This is a genomic window from Kitasatospora sp. NPDC004272, assembly GCF_053603035.1.
Window position 1 is genome coordinate 1 of record NZ_JBSGET010000083.1, and the last position, 16,383, is coordinate 16,383.

The 16,383-nt window shown below is 73.2% G+C and carries 18 protein-coding genes and 1 pseudogene; 17 read left to right on the top strand and 2 right to left on the bottom strand.

The features are described 5' to 3' along the window. From ACWEO5_RS23975 to ACWEO5_RS24055, 17 genes and pseudogenes are all read left to right on the top strand, one after another. On the top strand, positions 1 to 250 hold a 250-nt coding region (locus ACWEO5_RS23975; RefSeq protein ID WP_452164343.1), incomplete at its 5' end, for an ATP-binding protein. Between the two features lie 84 nt (positions 251 to 334). Further along, positions 335 to 754, top strand: coding sequence for a hypothetical protein (locus ACWEO5_RS23980; RefSeq protein WP_452164344.1), 420 nt, complete (start codon positions 335 to 337; stop codon positions 752 to 754). Positions 755 to 783: 29 nt separating this feature from the next. Continuing rightward, positions 784 to 1,044: a WhiB family transcriptional regulator gene (locus tag ACWEO5_RS23985; protein ID WP_452164345.1), complete on the top strand. Its 261-nt coding sequence runs from the start codon at positions 784 to 786 to the stop codon at positions 1,042 to 1,044. Positions 1,045 to 1,162: 118 nt separating this feature from the next. Then, entirely contained in the window at positions 1,163 to 1,693 is a 531-nt protein-coding gene (locus tag ACWEO5_RS23990; RefSeq protein WP_452164346.1) for a hypothetical protein, read from the top strand. 98 nt (positions 1,694 to 1,791) lie between these two features. After that, positions 1,792 to 3,423 (top strand): hypothetical protein, encoded by a 1,632-nt coding sequence (locus ACWEO5_RS23995; RefSeq protein WP_452164347.1) that lies wholly within the window; start codon positions 1,792 to 1,794, stop codon positions 3,421 to 3,423. A 180-nt stretch (positions 3,424 to 3,603) separates the two neighbouring features. Beyond that, a complete protein-coding gene (locus tag ACWEO5_RS24000; protein WP_452164348.1) occupies positions 3,604 to 3,759 on the top strand; it encodes a hypothetical protein in 156 nt (51 codons plus the stop codon). 110 nt (positions 3,760 to 3,869) lie between these two features. Further along, positions 3,870 to 4,139 (top strand): hypothetical protein, encoded by a 270-nt coding sequence (locus tag ACWEO5_RS24005; protein WP_452164349.1) that lies wholly within the window; start codon positions 3,870 to 3,872, stop codon positions 4,137 to 4,139. A 249-nt stretch (positions 4,140 to 4,388) separates the two neighbouring features. Then, positions 4,389 to 4,925, top strand: coding sequence for a hypothetical protein (locus ACWEO5_RS24010; RefSeq protein ID WP_452164350.1), 537 nt, complete (start codon positions 4,389 to 4,391; stop codon positions 4,923 to 4,925). A gap of 17 nt (positions 4,926 to 4,942) precedes the next feature. Next, positions 4,943 to 6,085, top strand: coding sequence for a hypothetical protein (locus ACWEO5_RS24015; protein ID WP_452164351.1), 1,143 nt, complete (start codon positions 4,943 to 4,945; stop codon positions 6,083 to 6,085). A gap of 41 nt (positions 6,086 to 6,126) precedes the next feature. Further along, positions 6,127 to 6,501: a hypothetical protein gene (locus ACWEO5_RS24020; protein WP_452164352.1), complete on the top strand. Its 375-nt coding sequence runs from the start codon at positions 6,127 to 6,129 to the stop codon at positions 6,499 to 6,501. A 222-nt stretch (positions 6,502 to 6,723) separates the two neighbouring features. Further along, positions 6,724 to 8,844, top strand: coding sequence for a hypothetical protein (locus ACWEO5_RS24025; protein WP_452164353.1), 2,121 nt, complete (start codon positions 6,724 to 6,726; stop codon positions 8,842 to 8,844). Between the two features lie 90 nt (positions 8,845 to 8,934). Further along, a complete protein-coding gene (locus tag ACWEO5_RS24030; protein ID WP_452164354.1) occupies positions 8,935 to 9,414 on the top strand; it encodes a hypothetical protein in 480 nt (159 codons plus the stop codon). 134 nt (positions 9,415 to 9,548) lie between these two features. Then, positions 9,549 to 10,199 carry a hypothetical protein gene (locus ACWEO5_RS24035; protein ID WP_452164355.1) on the top strand — a complete coding sequence of 217 codons (651 nt, stop codon included), beginning with the start codon at positions 9,549 to 9,551 and terminating at the stop codon, positions 10,197 to 10,199. Between the two features lie 130 nt (positions 10,200 to 10,329). Then, on the top strand, positions 10,330 to 10,893 hold the full coding sequence (locus ACWEO5_RS24040) for a hypothetical protein (RefSeq protein ID WP_452164356.1): 564 nt from the start codon (positions 10,330 to 10,332) through the stop codon (positions 10,891 to 10,893). Between the two features lie 132 nt (positions 10,894 to 11,025). Further along, positions 11,026 to 11,625 (top strand): hypothetical protein, encoded by a 600-nt coding sequence (locus ACWEO5_RS24045; protein WP_452164357.1) that lies wholly within the window; start codon positions 11,026 to 11,028, stop codon positions 11,623 to 11,625. A gap of 57 nt (positions 11,626 to 11,682) precedes the next feature. Continuing rightward, the gene (gene dnaN / locus ACWEO5_RS24050) at positions 11,683 to 12,912 is read left to right on the top strand and encodes a DNA polymerase III subunit beta (RefSeq protein WP_452164358.1); all 1,230 of its coding nucleotides are present in this window, start codon (positions 11,683 to 11,685) and stop codon (positions 12,910 to 12,912) included. Positions 12,913 to 12,984: 72 nt separating this feature from the next. Continuing rightward, positions 12,985 to 13,533: pseudogene (locus tag ACWEO5_RS24055) on the top strand (DNA cytosine methyltransferase); the annotation flags it as partial. 84 nt (positions 13,534 to 13,617) lie between these two features. Here ACWEO5_RS24055 and ACWEO5_RS24060 read toward each other — a convergent pair. Both ACWEO5_RS24060 and ACWEO5_RS24065 read right to left on the bottom strand, forming a co-directional pair. After that, positions 13,618 to 14,244: a DUF6000 family protein gene (locus ACWEO5_RS24060; protein WP_344559679.1), complete on the bottom strand. Its 627-nt coding sequence runs from the start codon at positions 14,242 to 14,244 to the stop codon at positions 13,618 to 13,620. A gap of 57 nt (positions 14,245 to 14,301) precedes the next feature. Beyond that, positions 14,302 to 16,383, bottom strand: coding sequence for a tyrosine-type recombinase/integrase (locus ACWEO5_RS24065; RefSeq protein WP_344559677.1), 2,082 nt, complete (start codon positions 16,381 to 16,383; stop codon positions 14,302 to 14,304).

The following is a 16,383-nucleotide window of genomic DNA, read 5'->3' on the forward strand; positions in this document are numbered from 1 at the left end:
CGCCGTCCGCGCCGGCGGAGAGCACGTCCCGCTGGTCGTGGAGGTCCACCGCGCCGACCACGACGCGGTCGTCACCGTCCACGACCCGCTCGCCGGCGTCGGCCCGCGCCGCACCGGCACCGCGCCGGACAGCGACGAGGCGGAGTCCGGCCGCGGCCTGATCCTCCTCGACGTCCTCGCCCCCGGCTGGACCGTCCGCCCGTCCGCGATCGGCAAGCGCATCCGCTGCCGCATCCCGGCCGCCGACTGACCAACCCCCTCCGCGCTCGCTGCGCCCCGGGCCCCGGTCCTCGGCGCAGCGAGCGCGTCCGTGAACTTCCGGCTGGAGGCCGTCATGAAGCAGAACACCAGCACCAGCGAATCGACCGTCAAGACCGGGCGCGAGCTGGCCGCCTACCGCCGCTACGTCGCCCGCCAGCTCGGCCCGCAGCAGGTCGGCGGCATCTACCGCTGCGGCTACTGGGGCGACGTGTACGAGGTCCTCGCCATCCGGACCGAGTCGCCCTGGCAGATCAGCGTGCGCACCCTGGGCGAGACCCGGATTCGCACGCACAGCACCGGCTGGGACGAGCGCCGCGACCAGGTCGTCGCCGAGCCCGGCGCCGCCGCCCTGACGGTCTGGGTCGAGCACATGCTGGCCGCCCCGGCCGCTGGCGGCGCGCTCCTGGAGCAGCGCCACGTCCTGGACGAGGCCGCCCACCCGGCCACCGTCGCCGCCTTCAACGAGCTCGCCCGCACCGCCCGAATCGCCTGACCCGCACCACGACGCAGAAGGAGACCGTCATGGACTGGCGCCACCGCGCGGTGTGCCGCGAAGAGGACCCCGAGCTGTTCTTCCCGATCGGCAACACCGGCCCGGCCCTGCTGCAGATCGAGGAGGCCAAGGCCGTGTGCCGCCGCTGCCCGGTCATGGAGCAGTGCCTGACCTGGGTGATGGAGACCGGCGAGGACACCGGCGTGTGGGGCGGGCTGAGCGAGGACGAGCGGCGCGCAATGAAGCGCCGCAACTCCCGCAACCGTGCCCGCACCGCCACCGCCCGCTGACCGCACATCGGTTGCTGTCGTTCGCCGCCCGCCCTGTTCCCGGACCACCCGGGGCGTGGGGCGGGCGGTGTTCGTCGGTGCCCGACGCACCGCCCGCCACGACCAGCAGGAGGCCCCCTTGTTTCGCCTGATTCGCACCCGCACCTGGACCGAGACCCGGCACCGCCTGCTCGACACCGAGTACGAGCTGGCCGCGGCCACCGCGATTCTCGCGGCCCAGGGTTCCGGCTGGGAGCCGTCGCAGGCGCCCGTCGACGGCGACCTGGCCGCGGTCCTCGCGCACGTCGAGAACGCCGTGCGCGAGGAGGCCGCCTGCCGGGCCGCCGACTACGCCGAGCAGCACCTCGACCCCACGCACTGCCTGGGCCTGACCCTGGCCGAGCGCTGGAGCGGCTACCCCGACGGCAGCGCCGTCTACTGCCTGGGCGCCGACCGGTGGCTGCACTACCACCCCGGCCGCACCCTGCTGCGCACCTACCAGAGCCACGGCTGGCCGGAGGCCGAGGAGATCCACCTGATCAAGAGCAGCCCTCGCCCTTGGGAGATGCAGACGGTCGACTCCCTGCCCGCGCTGCTGGAACTGCTCGGCCTCAGCCGTCCCGGCCCCCGCAGCACCGACAGCGGCACGGCCGTCCCCGCTGCGTTCTGACCGAGGCCCGCCCAGCCCGGCCGCCCCCCTTCTCGCCCCCGCGGCGGCTGCCACTTCCAGGGCGGCCGCCGCCGCTTCGCGTCTTCCGGAGGCCCCTCGTGACCCTCACCGCCATGCCGCCGACGGCGGCCCCGCCCGGCCCGGCGCGCCCCGCGCCCGGCCCCAGCTCCCCTTCCGCCACGCCCGCCGCCGCGGCGGTGCACGTGGTGAGCCGCCAGGAGTACGAGGCGGCGACGACCGCTCTCGCCAAGCTCAAGAAGCTCGGCGACACGATCACCAGTTCGCTGATGTCGATCGGCGGCGGCGCGCTGGTCTTCACCTGCATCAACGTCACCCGGTTCGCGATGTCCCACGACATCCCGATGTGGATCGCGTGGATGCTCGACCCGATGGCCTCCCTCGCGCTGATCACCGTCCTGTACGTCGACGGCGTCCTGACGGAGCAGGGCGGCGAGCGCGCCGGCACCTGGCCGTTCCTGCTGCGCTGGTTCGCCGGTATCAGCACCTGGCTGATGAACTCCTGGACCAGCCTGTACCCGGACGGGAAGTTCATGCTCATCCCCAAGCACCCGGACGCCGGCGGCCTGCTGCTGCACTCCGTGGCCCCGTTCCTGCTGATCACGATGGCGGAGGCGTCCTCCGGCTACCGCAAGTACCTCGCCCGCAAGCTCGCCGAACTGCGCCAGGTCGTGCAGGACTTCGAGGACCAGCAGCACGCCGCGAAGAGCGACCGCGAGCGCCGCACCCGCGAGGAGGCGGAGCGGCGCGAGGCCGCACGGCTGGAGGAGCAGCGCACCGAGCGCGAGGACCGGCGTCGCCGGGAGGAACGCGAGCACCAGGAGCACCTGGAACGCGAGCGGGTCCGCGAGGCCGCCGAGGCCGCGCGCATCGCCGGACAGGCCGAGGCCGCCCGGCTTCGCGAGCAGGCCGCGCTGGAGAGCGCGAGGGCGCAGCGCGAAGCCGAGGAGAAGCGGGCGGAACGCGAGGCGGAAATCGCCCGGCTTCGCGAGGAACGCGAACTGGAGAACGCGAGGGCGCTCCGCGATGCCGAGCGGTTGCGGATCGAGCGGGAAAACGAGGAGGCGCGGCTGCTTCGCGAGAAGGAAGCCGAGGAGTCTCGGCTGCGGCGCGAGCAGGAAATCGAGGCGGCCCGGCTGCGGATCGCGAGGGAGAACGAGGAGGCCGCGAAGCGCTCGGCGGCCGAGCGCGAGGCGCTGCGGATCAAGGCCGAGGCCGAGGCGAAAGCCAAGGTCATGCTGGCAGAGGAGCAGGTCCGGCAGCAGCAGGCGGCCGAACAGGAACGCCGGGCGAAGGAGGCCGCCGAGGCTGCTGAGAAGCGCCGCAAGGCAGAGGAGCGGGCCGCCGCGCGCCAACAGCGACTGGCCTCGCAGACTGCTCGCCCTTCCCGCGCCAGCGCCTCGCGATCCGTCTCGGAAATCGCCTCGCAGAACGGCGGCACGGTTCCTCGCGAAGTCCGCTCGCAGCTTCGCGAGCAGGCCGAGCGGGAGGTCGCGAGGTTGATGCTGGAGGGCTCGGACATCGACCAGAAGGCGATCGGCGAGCGCTACGGCAAGGGCGAGACGTGGGTCGGAGACCGCATCCGGTCCGCGAAGAAGCGCCTCGCGGACGACTCGGAGTTCGAGCTCGCGGTCATTTCCTCCGCGCTGGAGGACGAGATGCCGGTCTCCGAGGAGACCAAGCACGACGACCAGGCCGCCGAGGCCGCCTGACAGGACGTCGGCTTCTCCGGTGGCCACCAGGACGCTCACAACGTCCTGGTGACCGCCGAAGGCGTCGAAGCGCCGAGCACCACGGTAGCGGCACCCGGCCCCCGCCGGGCCTGACGGCTCCGATTTCACCCCTATCACCGCAGGTCAAACCCCTTTACGTCGCACCACAGGGAGAAGTTGATGAGCACCCTCGCGTACGTGACCGGCCTCGTGCTGGTCGCCCTGGCCGTCGTCGCGATCGTCGTGACGCCGCTGTTCCTGGCCCACGCCCGTACCACCCACGACCACGGCCCCGCCTGCTGGTGGTGCCACCCGCGCCTGCGCCGCAGCCGCTGACCTGCCTGTTCGTCCGGCCGTTCATCGCCGTCCCCGACCACCCGATGCGGGTGGGTGCGGGGGCGGTCACGGCCGTCCGGCCGACGGGAACCGACACGAGGGAGGCAGCGGTGGGCGACACCGCGCAGCCGCCGGCCTGGCGGCGCAAGAGGATCGAGAAGCGCAGCGAGGAGCGGGCCCGCCGGGTCGGCGCGCACGCCGCGAAGATCCGGAGCAAGGCGGTCGGGGGCGGCGCGAAGGTCGCCGCGGAGGCCGAGTGGGACGTCCTGCGGTCGGTGATCGGCAGGCTGCCGGAGGCTGTGCGGGACGGCGAGTGGATGCAGCTCGCGACCGCTCTGCAGTCGTTGTCGGCGAACCTGGCCAAGCGTCACAGCAAGTGACGGGGCGCCGGTTCTGATTGCGAAATTCGCCCCGCGCATTCGCATGTACGCGTATCTGCCCGGGCCCAACGCGTAGGGGCGCGCAGGCGCGCGCGCGAGAGTACCCGCCCACGTTGTGTAACTGCAAGGGGCGGGTGCGGGGGCTGTCCCGGGCCGTCAGAAGTCGTTCTGACGGCCCGGGACAGCCTTCGCACCAGTGATCCACAACAAGATCGACAAGCCACGAGTGCCCCTTGGGAGGGGATGGTCATGACCGTAATCGAGACGACGGTGGCGGCGGGAGTCGGTGTCGCCAGCATGGCGCTGTCGGCGGCGCTGCAGGTGCTCGCGAGCGGCGGGCAGACGCTGACCGCGGGTGCGGGCAAGCGCCACGGCGGCCGCGGCGGCGGGCGGGCGGCGGGGGCGGTGAAGGGTGCGCTCGCGAAGCTGGAGATGCCGCACCTGCACATCGCGCTGTTCACCGCGGGCGGGGTCGGCCTGGCCGGCACCGGGCTGGGCCACCTGATCAACGAGGGCGTCACCTGGGCCAACGACGCGGTCGCGAGCCTGATGACCGACTGGGTCGGCGTCGGGGTGGGCTGGCTGGTGTCGCTCGGGGCGGCGGTGGTGCTGCTGATCGACGTGCGCGACAACCGCTGCAGCCCGCGCACCCTGGCGCTGGCCGCGAGCATGCCGTTCTTCGCGACCGCGATCCCCGGCAAGGTCGGCCACGGGGTGGCCGCGGCGGTCGGCTGGGTCGCGCACTTCGTCGCCGGGATCGTCGCCTCCGCCTTCGGCCTCCAGTAGAAGAAGGAGAGCAGCAGATGGAACTGCTCATCGCGATGGCGCTGGCGTACGCGCTGGGTGGCGGGGTCACCGCCGGCCGGGCGACGGCCGCGCAGCACACCAAGACGCCGAAGGACCCGAAGCCGATCGACCGGACCGAGTCCGGGAAGAAGATCGCCCAGGGCGCGATCAACTCGGTCGCCCGCGTCTACACCTTCACCTCCGGCGCGCGGGAGGGCTGGCGCAAAGCCTGGCCCGAGACCAAGGCGGCGATCAGTGAGCGCCGGGCCAAGGTCAAGGCCGCCAAGGCGGCACGTAAGAGCGGCGCCGCGGCCGAGGCGGAGATCGTGGACGCCGAGATCGTCGAGGACGAGACGGTGAACACCGGCGGCCCGACCGCGCCGGCCGCGCCGGCCGGGGCGGACGCGGAGGCGGCGGCGCGGCTCGCGGCGGCGGTGGCCGCCGCCGAGGCGGAGGCCGCCCGCCTGGAACGCGAGCGGAAGGAGCGCCTGGCCCGCTGGGAGGCGGAGGACCGGGCCCGCGAGGAGCAGGCCAAGGCCGCCGCCACCGGGCCGGTGCCGCCCAAGCCGGAGCGGCCGCCGACTGTCGGCACCGCACCGGCGCCCGCCCCCGCCCCCGTCGACACCGCGTCGGCGGGGGCGGTCCCGTCCCCGGCCCCCTCCCCGGAGGGCGGCCCGCACCTGCGGATCGTCAAGGACGACCCCACGATGCCCGCCCCCGGCACCGGCGGCGGAACCATCACTACGCCGAGGAGCGGCATGAGCAACCTGCCCACCATGTCGGCGCTGGTCACCGAGGTGACCGGCGTCGACTCCCTGATGCAGTACCTCGCCCAGCTCTCGCGCTGGGCGCGGATGGAGAAGGACGACGCGGCCGCGGCCGTCACCCGCCTGAGCGACCTGCGGGCCAAGGCCGAGCACGCCTACAACGCCGCCGCGGCCGCGAAGTACGACGCGAAGACGCTCGGCGAGCTCGCGGCGATCGTCGAGAAGCTCACCGAGTTGAAGACCTCCCGTGAGGAGGACCTGCGCACCTCCGACCTCGCCGAGCGCAACGCCTCCCAGGCGTCGGCGAACGTGTGGGGCCGCCACGGCGGCATCCAGGAGGCCCGCAACGCCGCCGACGTCGACATGGCCGAGACCAGCACCTACGGCGACTGACCGAAGGTCAGCACCGAAGAGCAGAAACTGCGAGGAACCGCATGGCAGAGATCACCTACGGCCAGATCCAGGAGAACCTGGTGCAGCTGGCGGTCGCGACCGCGATCGAGGAGGCTGCGGCCCGCGACCGGTTCGAGCGCCTGAACACCAAGGTCGTCGAGGCGGAGCGCAACTACCACGCCATCGAGCGGCTCGGCTTCGACCCGCTGACGCTGAACGACTTCCAGCAGGTCGGCGGCGCCCTGGTCGGCCAGGCCCGCGCGGTCGCGGCGGCCGCGAACTGCGCGATCGAGCTCAACGGCATGGCCCGGGCCGCCGGGCTGGCCATCGAGCAGCGCCACGGCGGCTTCGACCGGGCGGTGGCTTCCGCGCCGGTCCCGGCCGCCAACCGCGAGGCCTACAACAACCGCCTCTGACCGAGCACCGGACCCGGACCCGGACCCGGACCTGACACCCGTTCAGGAACGGGGCCGGGGCCCGGAACGGCCGCGCCGTCCCGGTCGCGCACCGCCCGCCTGCCCGTCCCGCCACCACCGGCGGGGCGGGCGGTTCGGTGCCCGGCCGAGGTGCCGCACCCGCACCCGCCCACGACCCGCACCGTCATCCGCGTCCGCCCGCTGCACCGCTGGAGTCCTCCCGTGACGAAGCCCTTCACCGCCCCGGCCGGGGCGGACACCACCCCCACCGCCGGCGGCACCCTGCCGCGCCGCATCGCGCGCGGCACCTGGCGCCGGCTGCACCGCCACCGCCGCCACCTGCCCCCGCTCGCGACGTCCCTGGTCCTGGCCGGCTACGGGCAGGCCCTCACCCACGCCCCCCACGGCCTGGTGGGCGCGCTCGCCGCCGACGCCGCCCTCCCGGCCGCCGTCCTGGTCGCGCGCACCTGGCGCAAGAAGGGCCCCTACACCCGCACCGCCGTCAAGTTCCTGCACCGGCACCGGGTGCTGCCCACCCCGCCGAACCGGCCGATGCGCCGGGCCGAGCTGATCCGCACCTCCCTCGCGGCCGGCGCGGCCGGGGCGCTGCTGACCGCGATGCCCCTCACCCACACCGGCCCGTTCGAGGCCCCGATGACCGGGCTGTGGTGGCTGGCGCTCACCCCCGCCACCGCGATCCCGTGGTGGTGGCGCCGCCGCATCCGCGCCACCGCCGAACCGCTCGGCGCCGAGCAGCGCATCGCGGTGTGGGAGGAGAAGGTCGGCGCCGCCCGCGGGGCGCTGCCCGGCTCCCGGCTCCTGGAGCCGGTCGACACCGGCGACGGGGCCTGGGAGGCGCTGATCGAACTGGACGGCGGCCGGCAGACCACCTCCTCCGCGATCGGCGCGACCACGCTGATCGCCTCCGCCTACGGCCTGCCGATCTCCTCGATCGCCGTGGACGGCGTCCCGGGCGGCGCGGCGAATCGCGCCAAGCTCCTCGTCTACGACAAGAACCCGCTCAAGACCGTGCCGGTATTCCCCGGCCCGGAAGCACTGGACGTGACCACCGGCATCGCCCGCCTGGGCCTGCACATCGACGGCGGACCCGCCCAGTACCAGATGTGGCGGCCCGGCTGGGGCGCGGTGCACACCCACATCTCCGGGGCCACCGGCTCCGGCAAGTCCGCGCTCCTGCGCTCGCTGTTCTCCATCGAGCGGCACTCCGGCCTCGTCACCAGCTGGGGCGGCGACCCCCAGGAAGGCAAGAGCTTCGGGTTCTGGCAGGACTACCTGTCCTACTTCGCCCCCGGCGTCGACGAGTGCATGGCGATGCTGATCGCCGCCGACACCGAACTCACCCGCCGCTCCAAAGCCTCCGCCCTGACCGTCTGGTACGACGCGGACGGCGACCTGATGTACGGCGACACCGACTGGTCCCCCACCCCCGAAGAGCCGCTCATCTCGGTGACGATCGACGAGTGGCAGGACGTGTGGGGCAACTACCCCGAAGCCCTGGACTACGCGGTGCGCATCGCGATCCTCGGCCGCAAGGTCGGCATCAAGCTGCGCCTGGTCACCCACCTGCCCACCCTCGACGCCCTCGGCACCCCGAAGCTGCGCCAGCCGCTGACCGCGGGCAACAACATCGCCTTCCGCACCACCGAACGCTCCGCCGGGTACGTCATCAACCTCCCGGCGGACCCGAACGACATCCCGGCGGTGTGGCCGGACGAGCCCGGCGTGCCGACTTCCGGCATGGGCTACCTCAAGGGCGTCGAGGAGCGCGCGGCGATGTTCCGCGGCTGGGCACCGGAACCGCAGAAGATCGCGACCCGGTGGGCCAAGCGCGGCACCCCCGCCGTCATCTCCGGCGAGGCCGCCGAGCACGTCGGCCCCGCCTACACCCAGTGGCGCGAGCGGCTCGCCGCCCGGCGCCGCGGTGAACTCCCGCCGGTGCCCGGCGTCACCGACGACGCCGAGACCACCACCGCCACCACCCTGGCCGGCAAGGCCAAGCCGCAGAAGAAGGGCTCCGCCGCGAACGCCGTCGCCCCGGCGAAGGCCACCTTCGGCAAACTGCCCGCCCAGGCCGCCCCGGGCTTCGACCAGTTGCTCGCCGCCACCGCCACGGGCAGCACCCCGGCCCGCGGCGACAAGAAGAAGGCCGTCCTGGCCTTCCTGGAGACCGAGGGCCAGGCCACCACCGGCATCATCGCCGCCCGGCTGAACATGCCGCTGTCCACCGTCTCCTCCACCCTCAAGCGCGCCGCCGAGAAGGGCGAGGTCGTCGACCTCGGCCACGGCGCCTGGGGCTCCGCCCAGCTCGCCGCCGCCTCCTGACCCACTGCCACCACCCGTGCCCGCCGCCCCGCACCACCCGGGGGCGGCGGGCACCTTCTCGTCCCGCACCCTGCGAGGAAGGAAGTCCCCATGCCCGCCACCCACCTGATCACCGGCCGCCTCGGATCCGGCAAGACCCGCGCCGTCGAGCAGCTCATCGCCGTCGAGAAGCTCACCCACGGCCCCGCCACCACCGTCTGGGGCATCGAGACCGCAACCCCCGGCCGCCTCACCGGCCTGGACCGCGCCGCCGACACCGACCAGGCCGTGCAGCTGCTCACCGAGGCCGCCGCCATCGCCGGACGACGCCTCGCCCACGCCAACGACTACAGGCCCAGCACGATCGAGCCCCGCCTCCTGCTCGTCGTCGACGGCGCCGAACCCCTCCTCGCCGACACCGAGGCAGCCGGGCTGCTCCAGTTCCTGGCCGCCGTCGGCCGCAAGAGCGGCGTCGAGACCGTCCTCACCGCCACCGACACCCGCCTGGACGCCTGGCCGCCCGCCCTGCACCGCCGCTTCCACAACGGCCCCGTCACCACCCTCCCCGACCGCACCCCCACCCAGGACTGACCGGCTATCAAAACGCCGTCTCCCGGCCTCTCCGGGGGCCGCCGGACCCCGCCCCGCCACGAGCAGGGCCCGGCGGCCCCAGAAGGCGCCCGGCGCCGCGCACAACCCCTTCCCCGCACGGATTGGAGGCTGCCGTGAGCAGCGTCTACGAGACCCCCGCCGTCCCCACCGCCGACACGGCAGTCGACCTGAACGCCTACCTGCTGGAGCCCGGCTACGTGCCCGCCTCGCTCGGCGGCCGGGTCGTGGCCGTGCCGCTGCAGCCCACCGCCGCCACCCCCGCCCTGATCCCCGCCCTCGTCGACGGAGCGGTCATCGCGGTGCCCGTCCACAACCCCCTCGCCACCCCGGCCGAACCGCACGAAGCCCCCGCCCCCGCCCCCGCCCCGGTCGCCGCCGGTGCGGCGCGGCCCGCCGAGCAGGGCCTGCCGCTCGCGGTCCAGCAGTACGTCCTGTACGGCTCGATCGCCTCCCTCGCGGCGGGCGGCGCGGTGTGGATGCTGGGCGCGGCCGTCGGCGAGATCGCCCCGCACGCCGACCAGCTCGGCGACCTCCTCAAGTGGGCCGCCGTCCTGGTCGCCGCCGTCGTCCTCGGCGTCGCCGGGCTGCTCGGCAAGCTCCGCTCCCTCACCACCGGCGCCGCCGGGGGCGCTTCGGCGAGCGCGAGCGGCGACGGCGCCGCCGCGACCGGCACCTCGTTCGCCCTGGTCCACCGCACCCACCAGACCACCATCGGCAGGCAGTCCGCCGGCTGGCGTGGCTCCATCACCAACAACAACGGCTGACCGGGCGGCCGGCCTCGCCCCCGGACCGCAACTCCCGTGCCCGCCCCGCCGACCACCGGCCGGGCGGGCACGGCGTGTCCCGGGGGCGTCACCGGCCGTCCGGCCGACACCACTCAACAGGAGGACTCCCATGGTCGATACCTGGACCACCGAGACCGACATCGAGCAGCTCTTCGACGGCCTGGAGCCCGAACGCTTCACCAAACGGCTCGACCGCGACGACGCCTACGACGTCCTGCTCCGCTACCTCTCCTACGCCCGCACCCTGCACCAGTCCCGCACCACCCGCGACGAGATCCACACCGCTGTCCACCAGCTCGACGGCAGCGACATCTTCGGCGGCCGCTCCGCCCTGCGCAACCTGCTGCTCAGGGCGGCCGAAGAGCACGAGATCCGCATCACCGCCGCCGGCCACATCCTGCTGCGCTCCGACGCCCCCGTCGACGGCGGCCCCGAGCACGCCTGGATCCACCTGGAGAACCGCAGCGGAGCGGAGATCGACGTCATCGGCGCGAACCCGTGGCCCGATCACCACCAGCACGCCCCCGGCCCGGCCTGGTGGCGCTGCAGCGGCTGCCGCACCGACAGCTGTGCCCATGCCCAGGACCTCGGCCTGATCCGCACCGAAGCCGCCCAGCACGCTCGGGACTGCATGGCCCTGCCTGCCCCGGTCGCCTCCGAACCCGGCTGCTGACCGGGCGGCCGGCCTCGCCCCCGGACCGCAGGCCCGCGCCCGCTCTGCCGACCACACGGCGGGGCGGGCGCGGCGCGTCCCGGGGGCGTCACCGGCCGCCCGGCCGATACCGCGATCCGCCTGGAGGACGTCGTGAACACCACCGTCACCGCCGACCCGGCCAGCCCCGAGGACATGGGTGCGGCCGCGGTCACCATCGTCGAAGCCGTCAGGGCCGCCGCGGTGGAGCGGCCGCCGTTCGACCGCGCCGCCACCTGGCGGATCAGCGGCACCCCCTACAGCGCCGCCCGCTTCACCGTCGCCGGCCTCGCCGCCCGCATCCGCGAGCTGCCCGAGCAGCTGCCCGTGCTCCTGTACGTCCCGGACTTCGACTGCCGCGGCGTGGTGCCGGTGCGCTCCACCTCCTGGGACGGCGCGCTCGTGCTGCGCACCACCAAGGCCCAGCCCGACCCGGACACCCTGCCCCTCGACCTCGACCTCGGCCCCGTCCCGGCCGGGACCGGGACGGCCGGGACCGGCCGCCTGGCGAACACCGGCCACCTCACCGTCGCCGCCCTCCGCCAGGCGCTGGCCGGCCTGCCCGGCCACGCGCCGGTGATGGCCACGGTGCCGGGCTGGGCCGGCACCGTCGACCTGGTCGTGGACAGCGCCGAGGACTACGGGACCTGCCTGGCCCTGGACACCGCCTACTCCTCCTGCGACCCGTACGGGGCGCAGCGCGAGGACAACTGACCTGCCCGTGCCCCCTGACGTCGCACCGACCACGCCACCGCCCGGAAGGACCCCCTTGTGAAGCTGCGCCTGCCCGTCGCCGCCCTGGCCGACGCCGTCTCCTACACCGCCCGCGCCCTGCCCGCCCGCCCGCCGATCCCCGTCCTGGCGGGGATGCTGCTGACCACCACCGACGGCGGCCTGCACCTGGCCGCCTCCGACACCGAGGTCTACACCGCCGACACCACCACCGCCGAGGTCGCCGGCGACGGCCGCACCCTCGTCCCCGGCCGCCTGCTCGCCGACATCTGCTCCAGCCTGCCCAAGGCGGCCGACGCCGACCTGGAACTCGTCGACGGCGGTACGCGCCTGGTCGTCGCCGCGGGCGCCGCGCGCTTCACCCTGCCGACCCTCCCGGTGGACGAGTACCCCGCGCTCCCGGCCCTCCCGGACGCCGTGGCCACCGTCGCCGCCGACGCCCTGGCCGCCGCCGTCGCCCAGAGCGCGATCGCCGCGTCCACCGACCACACCCTGCCCGCCCTCACCGGCATCCAACTGCACCTGGACGGCGAGCAGCTGCGCCTGGACGCCACCGACCGCTACCGCATCACCCGCAGCGAGCTGACCGTTCGCCCCACCGGCACCCCGCCCCCGGCCTCGCGGCAACCGGGCGCCAAGCGGCGCCCGCCGGAGCCGGGCGAAGGACCGGACCCGGCCGCCGCGTCCACGGCCGCCCGGGCGCTGGTGCCCGCCAAGGCCCTGGCCGAGGGGGCCCGGGCCCTGGACGGCGACCACCCGCTGACCCTGCACTGGTCCGACAGCCTGGTCGGCATCTCCGCACCCGGCGGCCGCAGCTACACCACCCGCATCCTGTCCGGCCACCAAGCCCCCAAGGTGGACACCCTGCTGCGCCCCGCCGACCCGATCGCGGTGTGGACGCTGCCCGTCGCCGACACCCTCGCCGCACTCCAGCGCGTCGCCCTGGTCGCCACCCGCAACACCCCCCTGCGCCTGGTGCTCTCCACCACCAACACCGGCGCCGCGCTGCGCATCGAGGCCGGCTCCGGCGACGACGCGCACGCCGTCGACCGGGTCCCCGCCCACGCCGAGGGCGAAGGCGCCGTCAACGGGTTCACCCTCGCCTTCAACCCCGGCTACCTCGCCGACGCGCTCAAGGCCCTGGCCGCCCCCGAGGCCGAGATCCACATCGTCCACGAGCACAAACCCGTGCTGTTCCTGCCCCGCCTCGGCGAGGACGCCCAAACGCACTACCGGCACGTGCTGATGCCCGTGCGCCTGTCCGGCTGACCAGAACCGCCCACCGCCCCCGTCACCGGCCCGGCCGCACCTGTGCGGCCGGGCCTTCACTAAAGGACCGCAGTGCTCACCTACATCGACTTCTTCTGCGGCGCCGGCGGATCCTCCGCCGGCGCCGAGCGGGTACCCGGGGTGAAGGCCGCACTGGCCGCCAACCACTGGGACAAGGCCATCGCCTCCCACGCGGCGAACTTCCCCGACGCCGACCACTTCCTGGGCGACCTGCACGACGCGGACGTCGCCCGCTTCCCCGCCGCGGACCTGTTCTGGGCCTCCCCCGAGTGCCCGAAATGGTCCAACGCCCGCGGAGCGCGACGGGACTTCAACCGCCAGCCCGACCTGTTCGGCGAGACCCTGCCCGACCCGGCCACCGACCGCTCCCGCGCGCTGATGTGGGACGTGCCCCGCTACCTGGAGGCGATGGCCGCCCGCGGCAAGCCGGTGCTCGCCGGGGTCGTCGAGAACGTCGTCGACGTCCGCGCCTGGGACCGCTGGCAGCCCTGGATCCGGGCCATCCGCCAGATCGGCCCCGGCTACCGCACCCGCCTGATCGCCCTGAACTCCATGCACGCCCGCCCCGCCACCACCCCCGTCGCCCCGCAGTCCCGCGACCGCCTCTACCTCGCTTATCTGGACAACTTTGAGTTCTGCGACGGCAGATTCCTTCGATCAGGTGTCACCCTGCCGGGGACGGTGTCACCGCTTTCGTGCCGTGCAGTACTCAGTGCTCTCATCAGCGAAGACGCAGAACTGGCCGGTGCTCTCGCGGTAGCTGTCCGGTGTGTCGTGGTGCTCCTTGCGGGGTGGTCCGTCGATCCACTGGTGCCAGAGGCCGTCTGGAGCCAGGAACTTGGTCGCTTGACCGGCACCGAGCTTGGCGTCGAGGTGCAGGAGTGCACCCATGGCGGCTGTCTGGTCGTAGTAGAGGTCGGGACGTCGGAGGTAGCGATCGAGGTATGCGGCCAACAGGTCCGCGTCGGCTTGAGTGCCGAAGGTGGCGAAGGTGATGCAGTAGGCGGAGCCCGCGAAGCAGACCTCGCTGGCGAGCAGGAGCTCACCGAGGCGTTCACGGAACTCGGTTCTGCGGGCGACGGCAATGAGCCAGGCGGCGGTCGTGCGCTCTCGCCACCCGCCTTCGAGCAAAATGGCCAGTTCACCAGGTGTGATTTCGCTGGCAGCCTTGCCGAGCTCCCTTGCAAACTTGGTGCGCTTGCGCTCGGTCATGTGCAGGAAGCTGCCACCGAGTTTGAGGTAACGCTGGTCGGGCGTGACATAGCGGCGGATGAGCTTGAGCAACTCGGCTTGTTCGTCGGCGTGGCGCATGGTGGCATCCTGTCGTGGACGCGGCTGCTCGACCAGCGGTTTGGCTGGTCCGCCGCCTCAGCCGGTCGGCTCGTCGTGGAGTTCACCGAGGTCATCCAAGAGGCCGGTGATGCGGTCGGCGATGCGTTGATGGCGTTCGATTTCACGTTCCCAGCCGCGGTCTCTGGCGTCGGTGATCAGTTGCCGCTCAGTGCAGAGGCGTTCACGGAGCCGGGGCGCGTACTGGGGCGTGGTGATGAACTTCGCGCAGGTCAGGTAGAGGTCGCACTCGCAGGGGCCTTCCTGGGGCAGGCGAAGACAGCGGCCAAGTTCGAGTTCGGTCTTGTAGAAGTTGGTCTTCAGCCAGTCCAGCGCGTCCTGGTCGAGTTGTCCGGAGCGCAGGGTGTCGGCGAGCGGGCCGGCGATGACCGCGCCGGGCTTGAGGACGGCCTGGTAGTCAGCCAGGACCGTGGGGTCGGAGATGTGCGTGTAGGTCATCGACATGCCGGGGCTTTTGTGTCCGAGGACCTTCATGATGGTCTGGACGCGGGCGCCTTTCTCGGCAAGTTGGGTGCCCAGGGTGTGGCGGAAGCGGTGCGGGTGGATGGCGGGCTTGCCGACGCCGTTGAGGATTCCGAGACCCTGGCAGATCGCGCGGAGCGGGTTGGCGAACAGGTAGTCGGGGCCGGCGAGGCCTCCGTTGCGCAGGAACAGGTAGCGCACCGGGCGTCCGAGGTCGGAGTCGTGGATGCCTCGGTCGTACTGCATCTGCCGCAATGCGGCGAGCGTGCGGATGGCGTCGGCGGCTTCCTCATGAAGCGGCACGGTGCGTTCCTTGAGGGCCTTTCCGGCGGCGAGCCGCAGTCGTGGGGTGCCGTCCGGGTAGGTGTCGAGGCAGTCGAGGTGGAGCTTGCGGATCTCGGTGCGGCGGGCGCCGCTCCACCGGGCGACCAGCAGCGCACACCGCTGCAACGGGCAATCCAGCGACCGGACTTGGTCCATGACTGGCCCGAGCTGGTCTTCGGGGATGAACCGCGGGACGCGTTCGACCACGCGAGGCATGTCGGCATGCGTGATCAGAGGGCGGGCCGGGACGTCGTCCCATTCGGCGACGGCGGCATGCCGGAAGAACACGGCGACGGTCGAGATGATGCCGGCCCGGTAGGCCCGGCTGAGTGGCTCGTCGGGATATTTGATCTTGCGAAGCCGGTGAACCGACTCCATGAACGCGACCAGGTCGGCGCGGTTGAGCTGGTCGAGGCTGTCGATCTGTGGGCGCTCGGTGTCCAGCCAGAGCCCGAAGCGCCGCAGCCCGCCGCGGGTGCTGGACATGCTCTCGGGCCGCAGGACCAGGGCGCGTTCGGCGAGGAAGCGTTCGAAGACGGCGTCGATCCGCGGCTTGGAGCACAGCCGTGGTGGCGGGCTCGCCGTCTCGCGGGATGGCGGCCGGTCGGTGATGCCGGTGTGGAACAGCGCCAGGCCGGTGCGGAAGGCGTTCGTCGCCCAGGACAGCTTGAGGGTGGGGCAGCGGTCCTCGCCGATGACCTGGAGCAGACCGGGGATGCGTTCGCAGTGGCGGATGGCGTGCCGCATGGTCTCGACGTCGTCGCCGACGAGCGTGTTCAGGTCGGGGTCGCCGCGGTGCATGACCAGCCTGATCAAGCCCCAGGGAACCCGGAAGCCCTCGTCATCGCGGATGTGCCCGAGCGCCAGGAGACCGTCACGCAACCGCTCGCTGTGCTCCCGCAGCGGCAGCCCGAGGTGATCGGCGACAAGGAACGGCTTGAGCACGCCGATCCCCAGCAGCCAGCCCCAGTCCATGCGCATGCGTCCGGTGAGAGCGAGGTAGGTCAGATAGTGGCGAGCGTTGAAGTTGATCCATGCCGTCGCAGGATCGGATGCGGGCTCGGGAGCGCAACGGCGGTTCTGTCCCTCGCCGTTGCGCCAGCCAAGCCGAATCCGCAGCGGCTCTGCGAACCATGTGTGCAGATCGGGGTAGGTCCGCCGGAACCGCAGGTGGAACTGGGCGTGCTTTCGGCGCCAGCCGTTACTCATCGGCAAAGCAGCGATGAAGGCCGCGTACTCCGCCTCCGGGCAATGCTGGGGAAGCCAGCGTGCGGAGGCGGCCGGTGTTGACGCTGCCCACTGTGGTGCATTCAC

Bases quoted from the DNA above. Each gene is read 5' to 3' on its own strand.
- ACWEO5_RS23980 (WP_452164344.1), top strand. From the start codon at position 335: ATGAAGCAGAACACCAGCACCAGCGAATCGACCGTCAAGACCGGGCGC.
- ACWEO5_RS23985 (WP_452164345.1), top strand. From the start codon at position 784: ATGGACTGGCGCCACCGCGCGGTGTGCCGCGAAGAGGACCCCGAGCTG.
- ACWEO5_RS24000 (WP_452164348.1), top strand. From the start codon at position 3,604: ATGAGCACCCTCGCGTACGTGACCGGCCTCGTGCTGGTCGCCCTGGCC.
- ACWEO5_RS24010 (WP_452164350.1), top strand. From the start codon at position 4,389: ATGACCGTAATCGAGACGACGGTGGCGGCGGGAGTCGGTGTCGCCAGC.
- ACWEO5_RS24015 (WP_452164351.1), top strand. From the start codon at position 4,943: ATGGAACTGCTCATCGCGATGGCGCTGGCGTACGCGCTGGGTGGCGGG.
- ACWEO5_RS24020 (WP_452164352.1), top strand. From the start codon at position 6,127: ATGGCAGAGATCACCTACGGCCAGATCCAGGAGAACCTGGTGCAGCTG.
- ACWEO5_RS24030 (WP_452164354.1), top strand. From the start codon at position 8,935: ATGCCCGCCACCCACCTGATCACCGGCCGCCTCGGATCCGGCAAGACC.
- ACWEO5_RS24040 (WP_452164356.1), top strand. From the start codon at position 10,330: ATGGTCGATACCTGGACCACCGAGACCGACATCGAGCAGCTCTTCGAC.
- ACWEO5_RS24060 (WP_344559679.1), bottom strand. From the start codon at position 14,244: ATGCGCCACGCCGACGAACAAGCCGAGTTGCTCAAGCTCATCCGCCGC.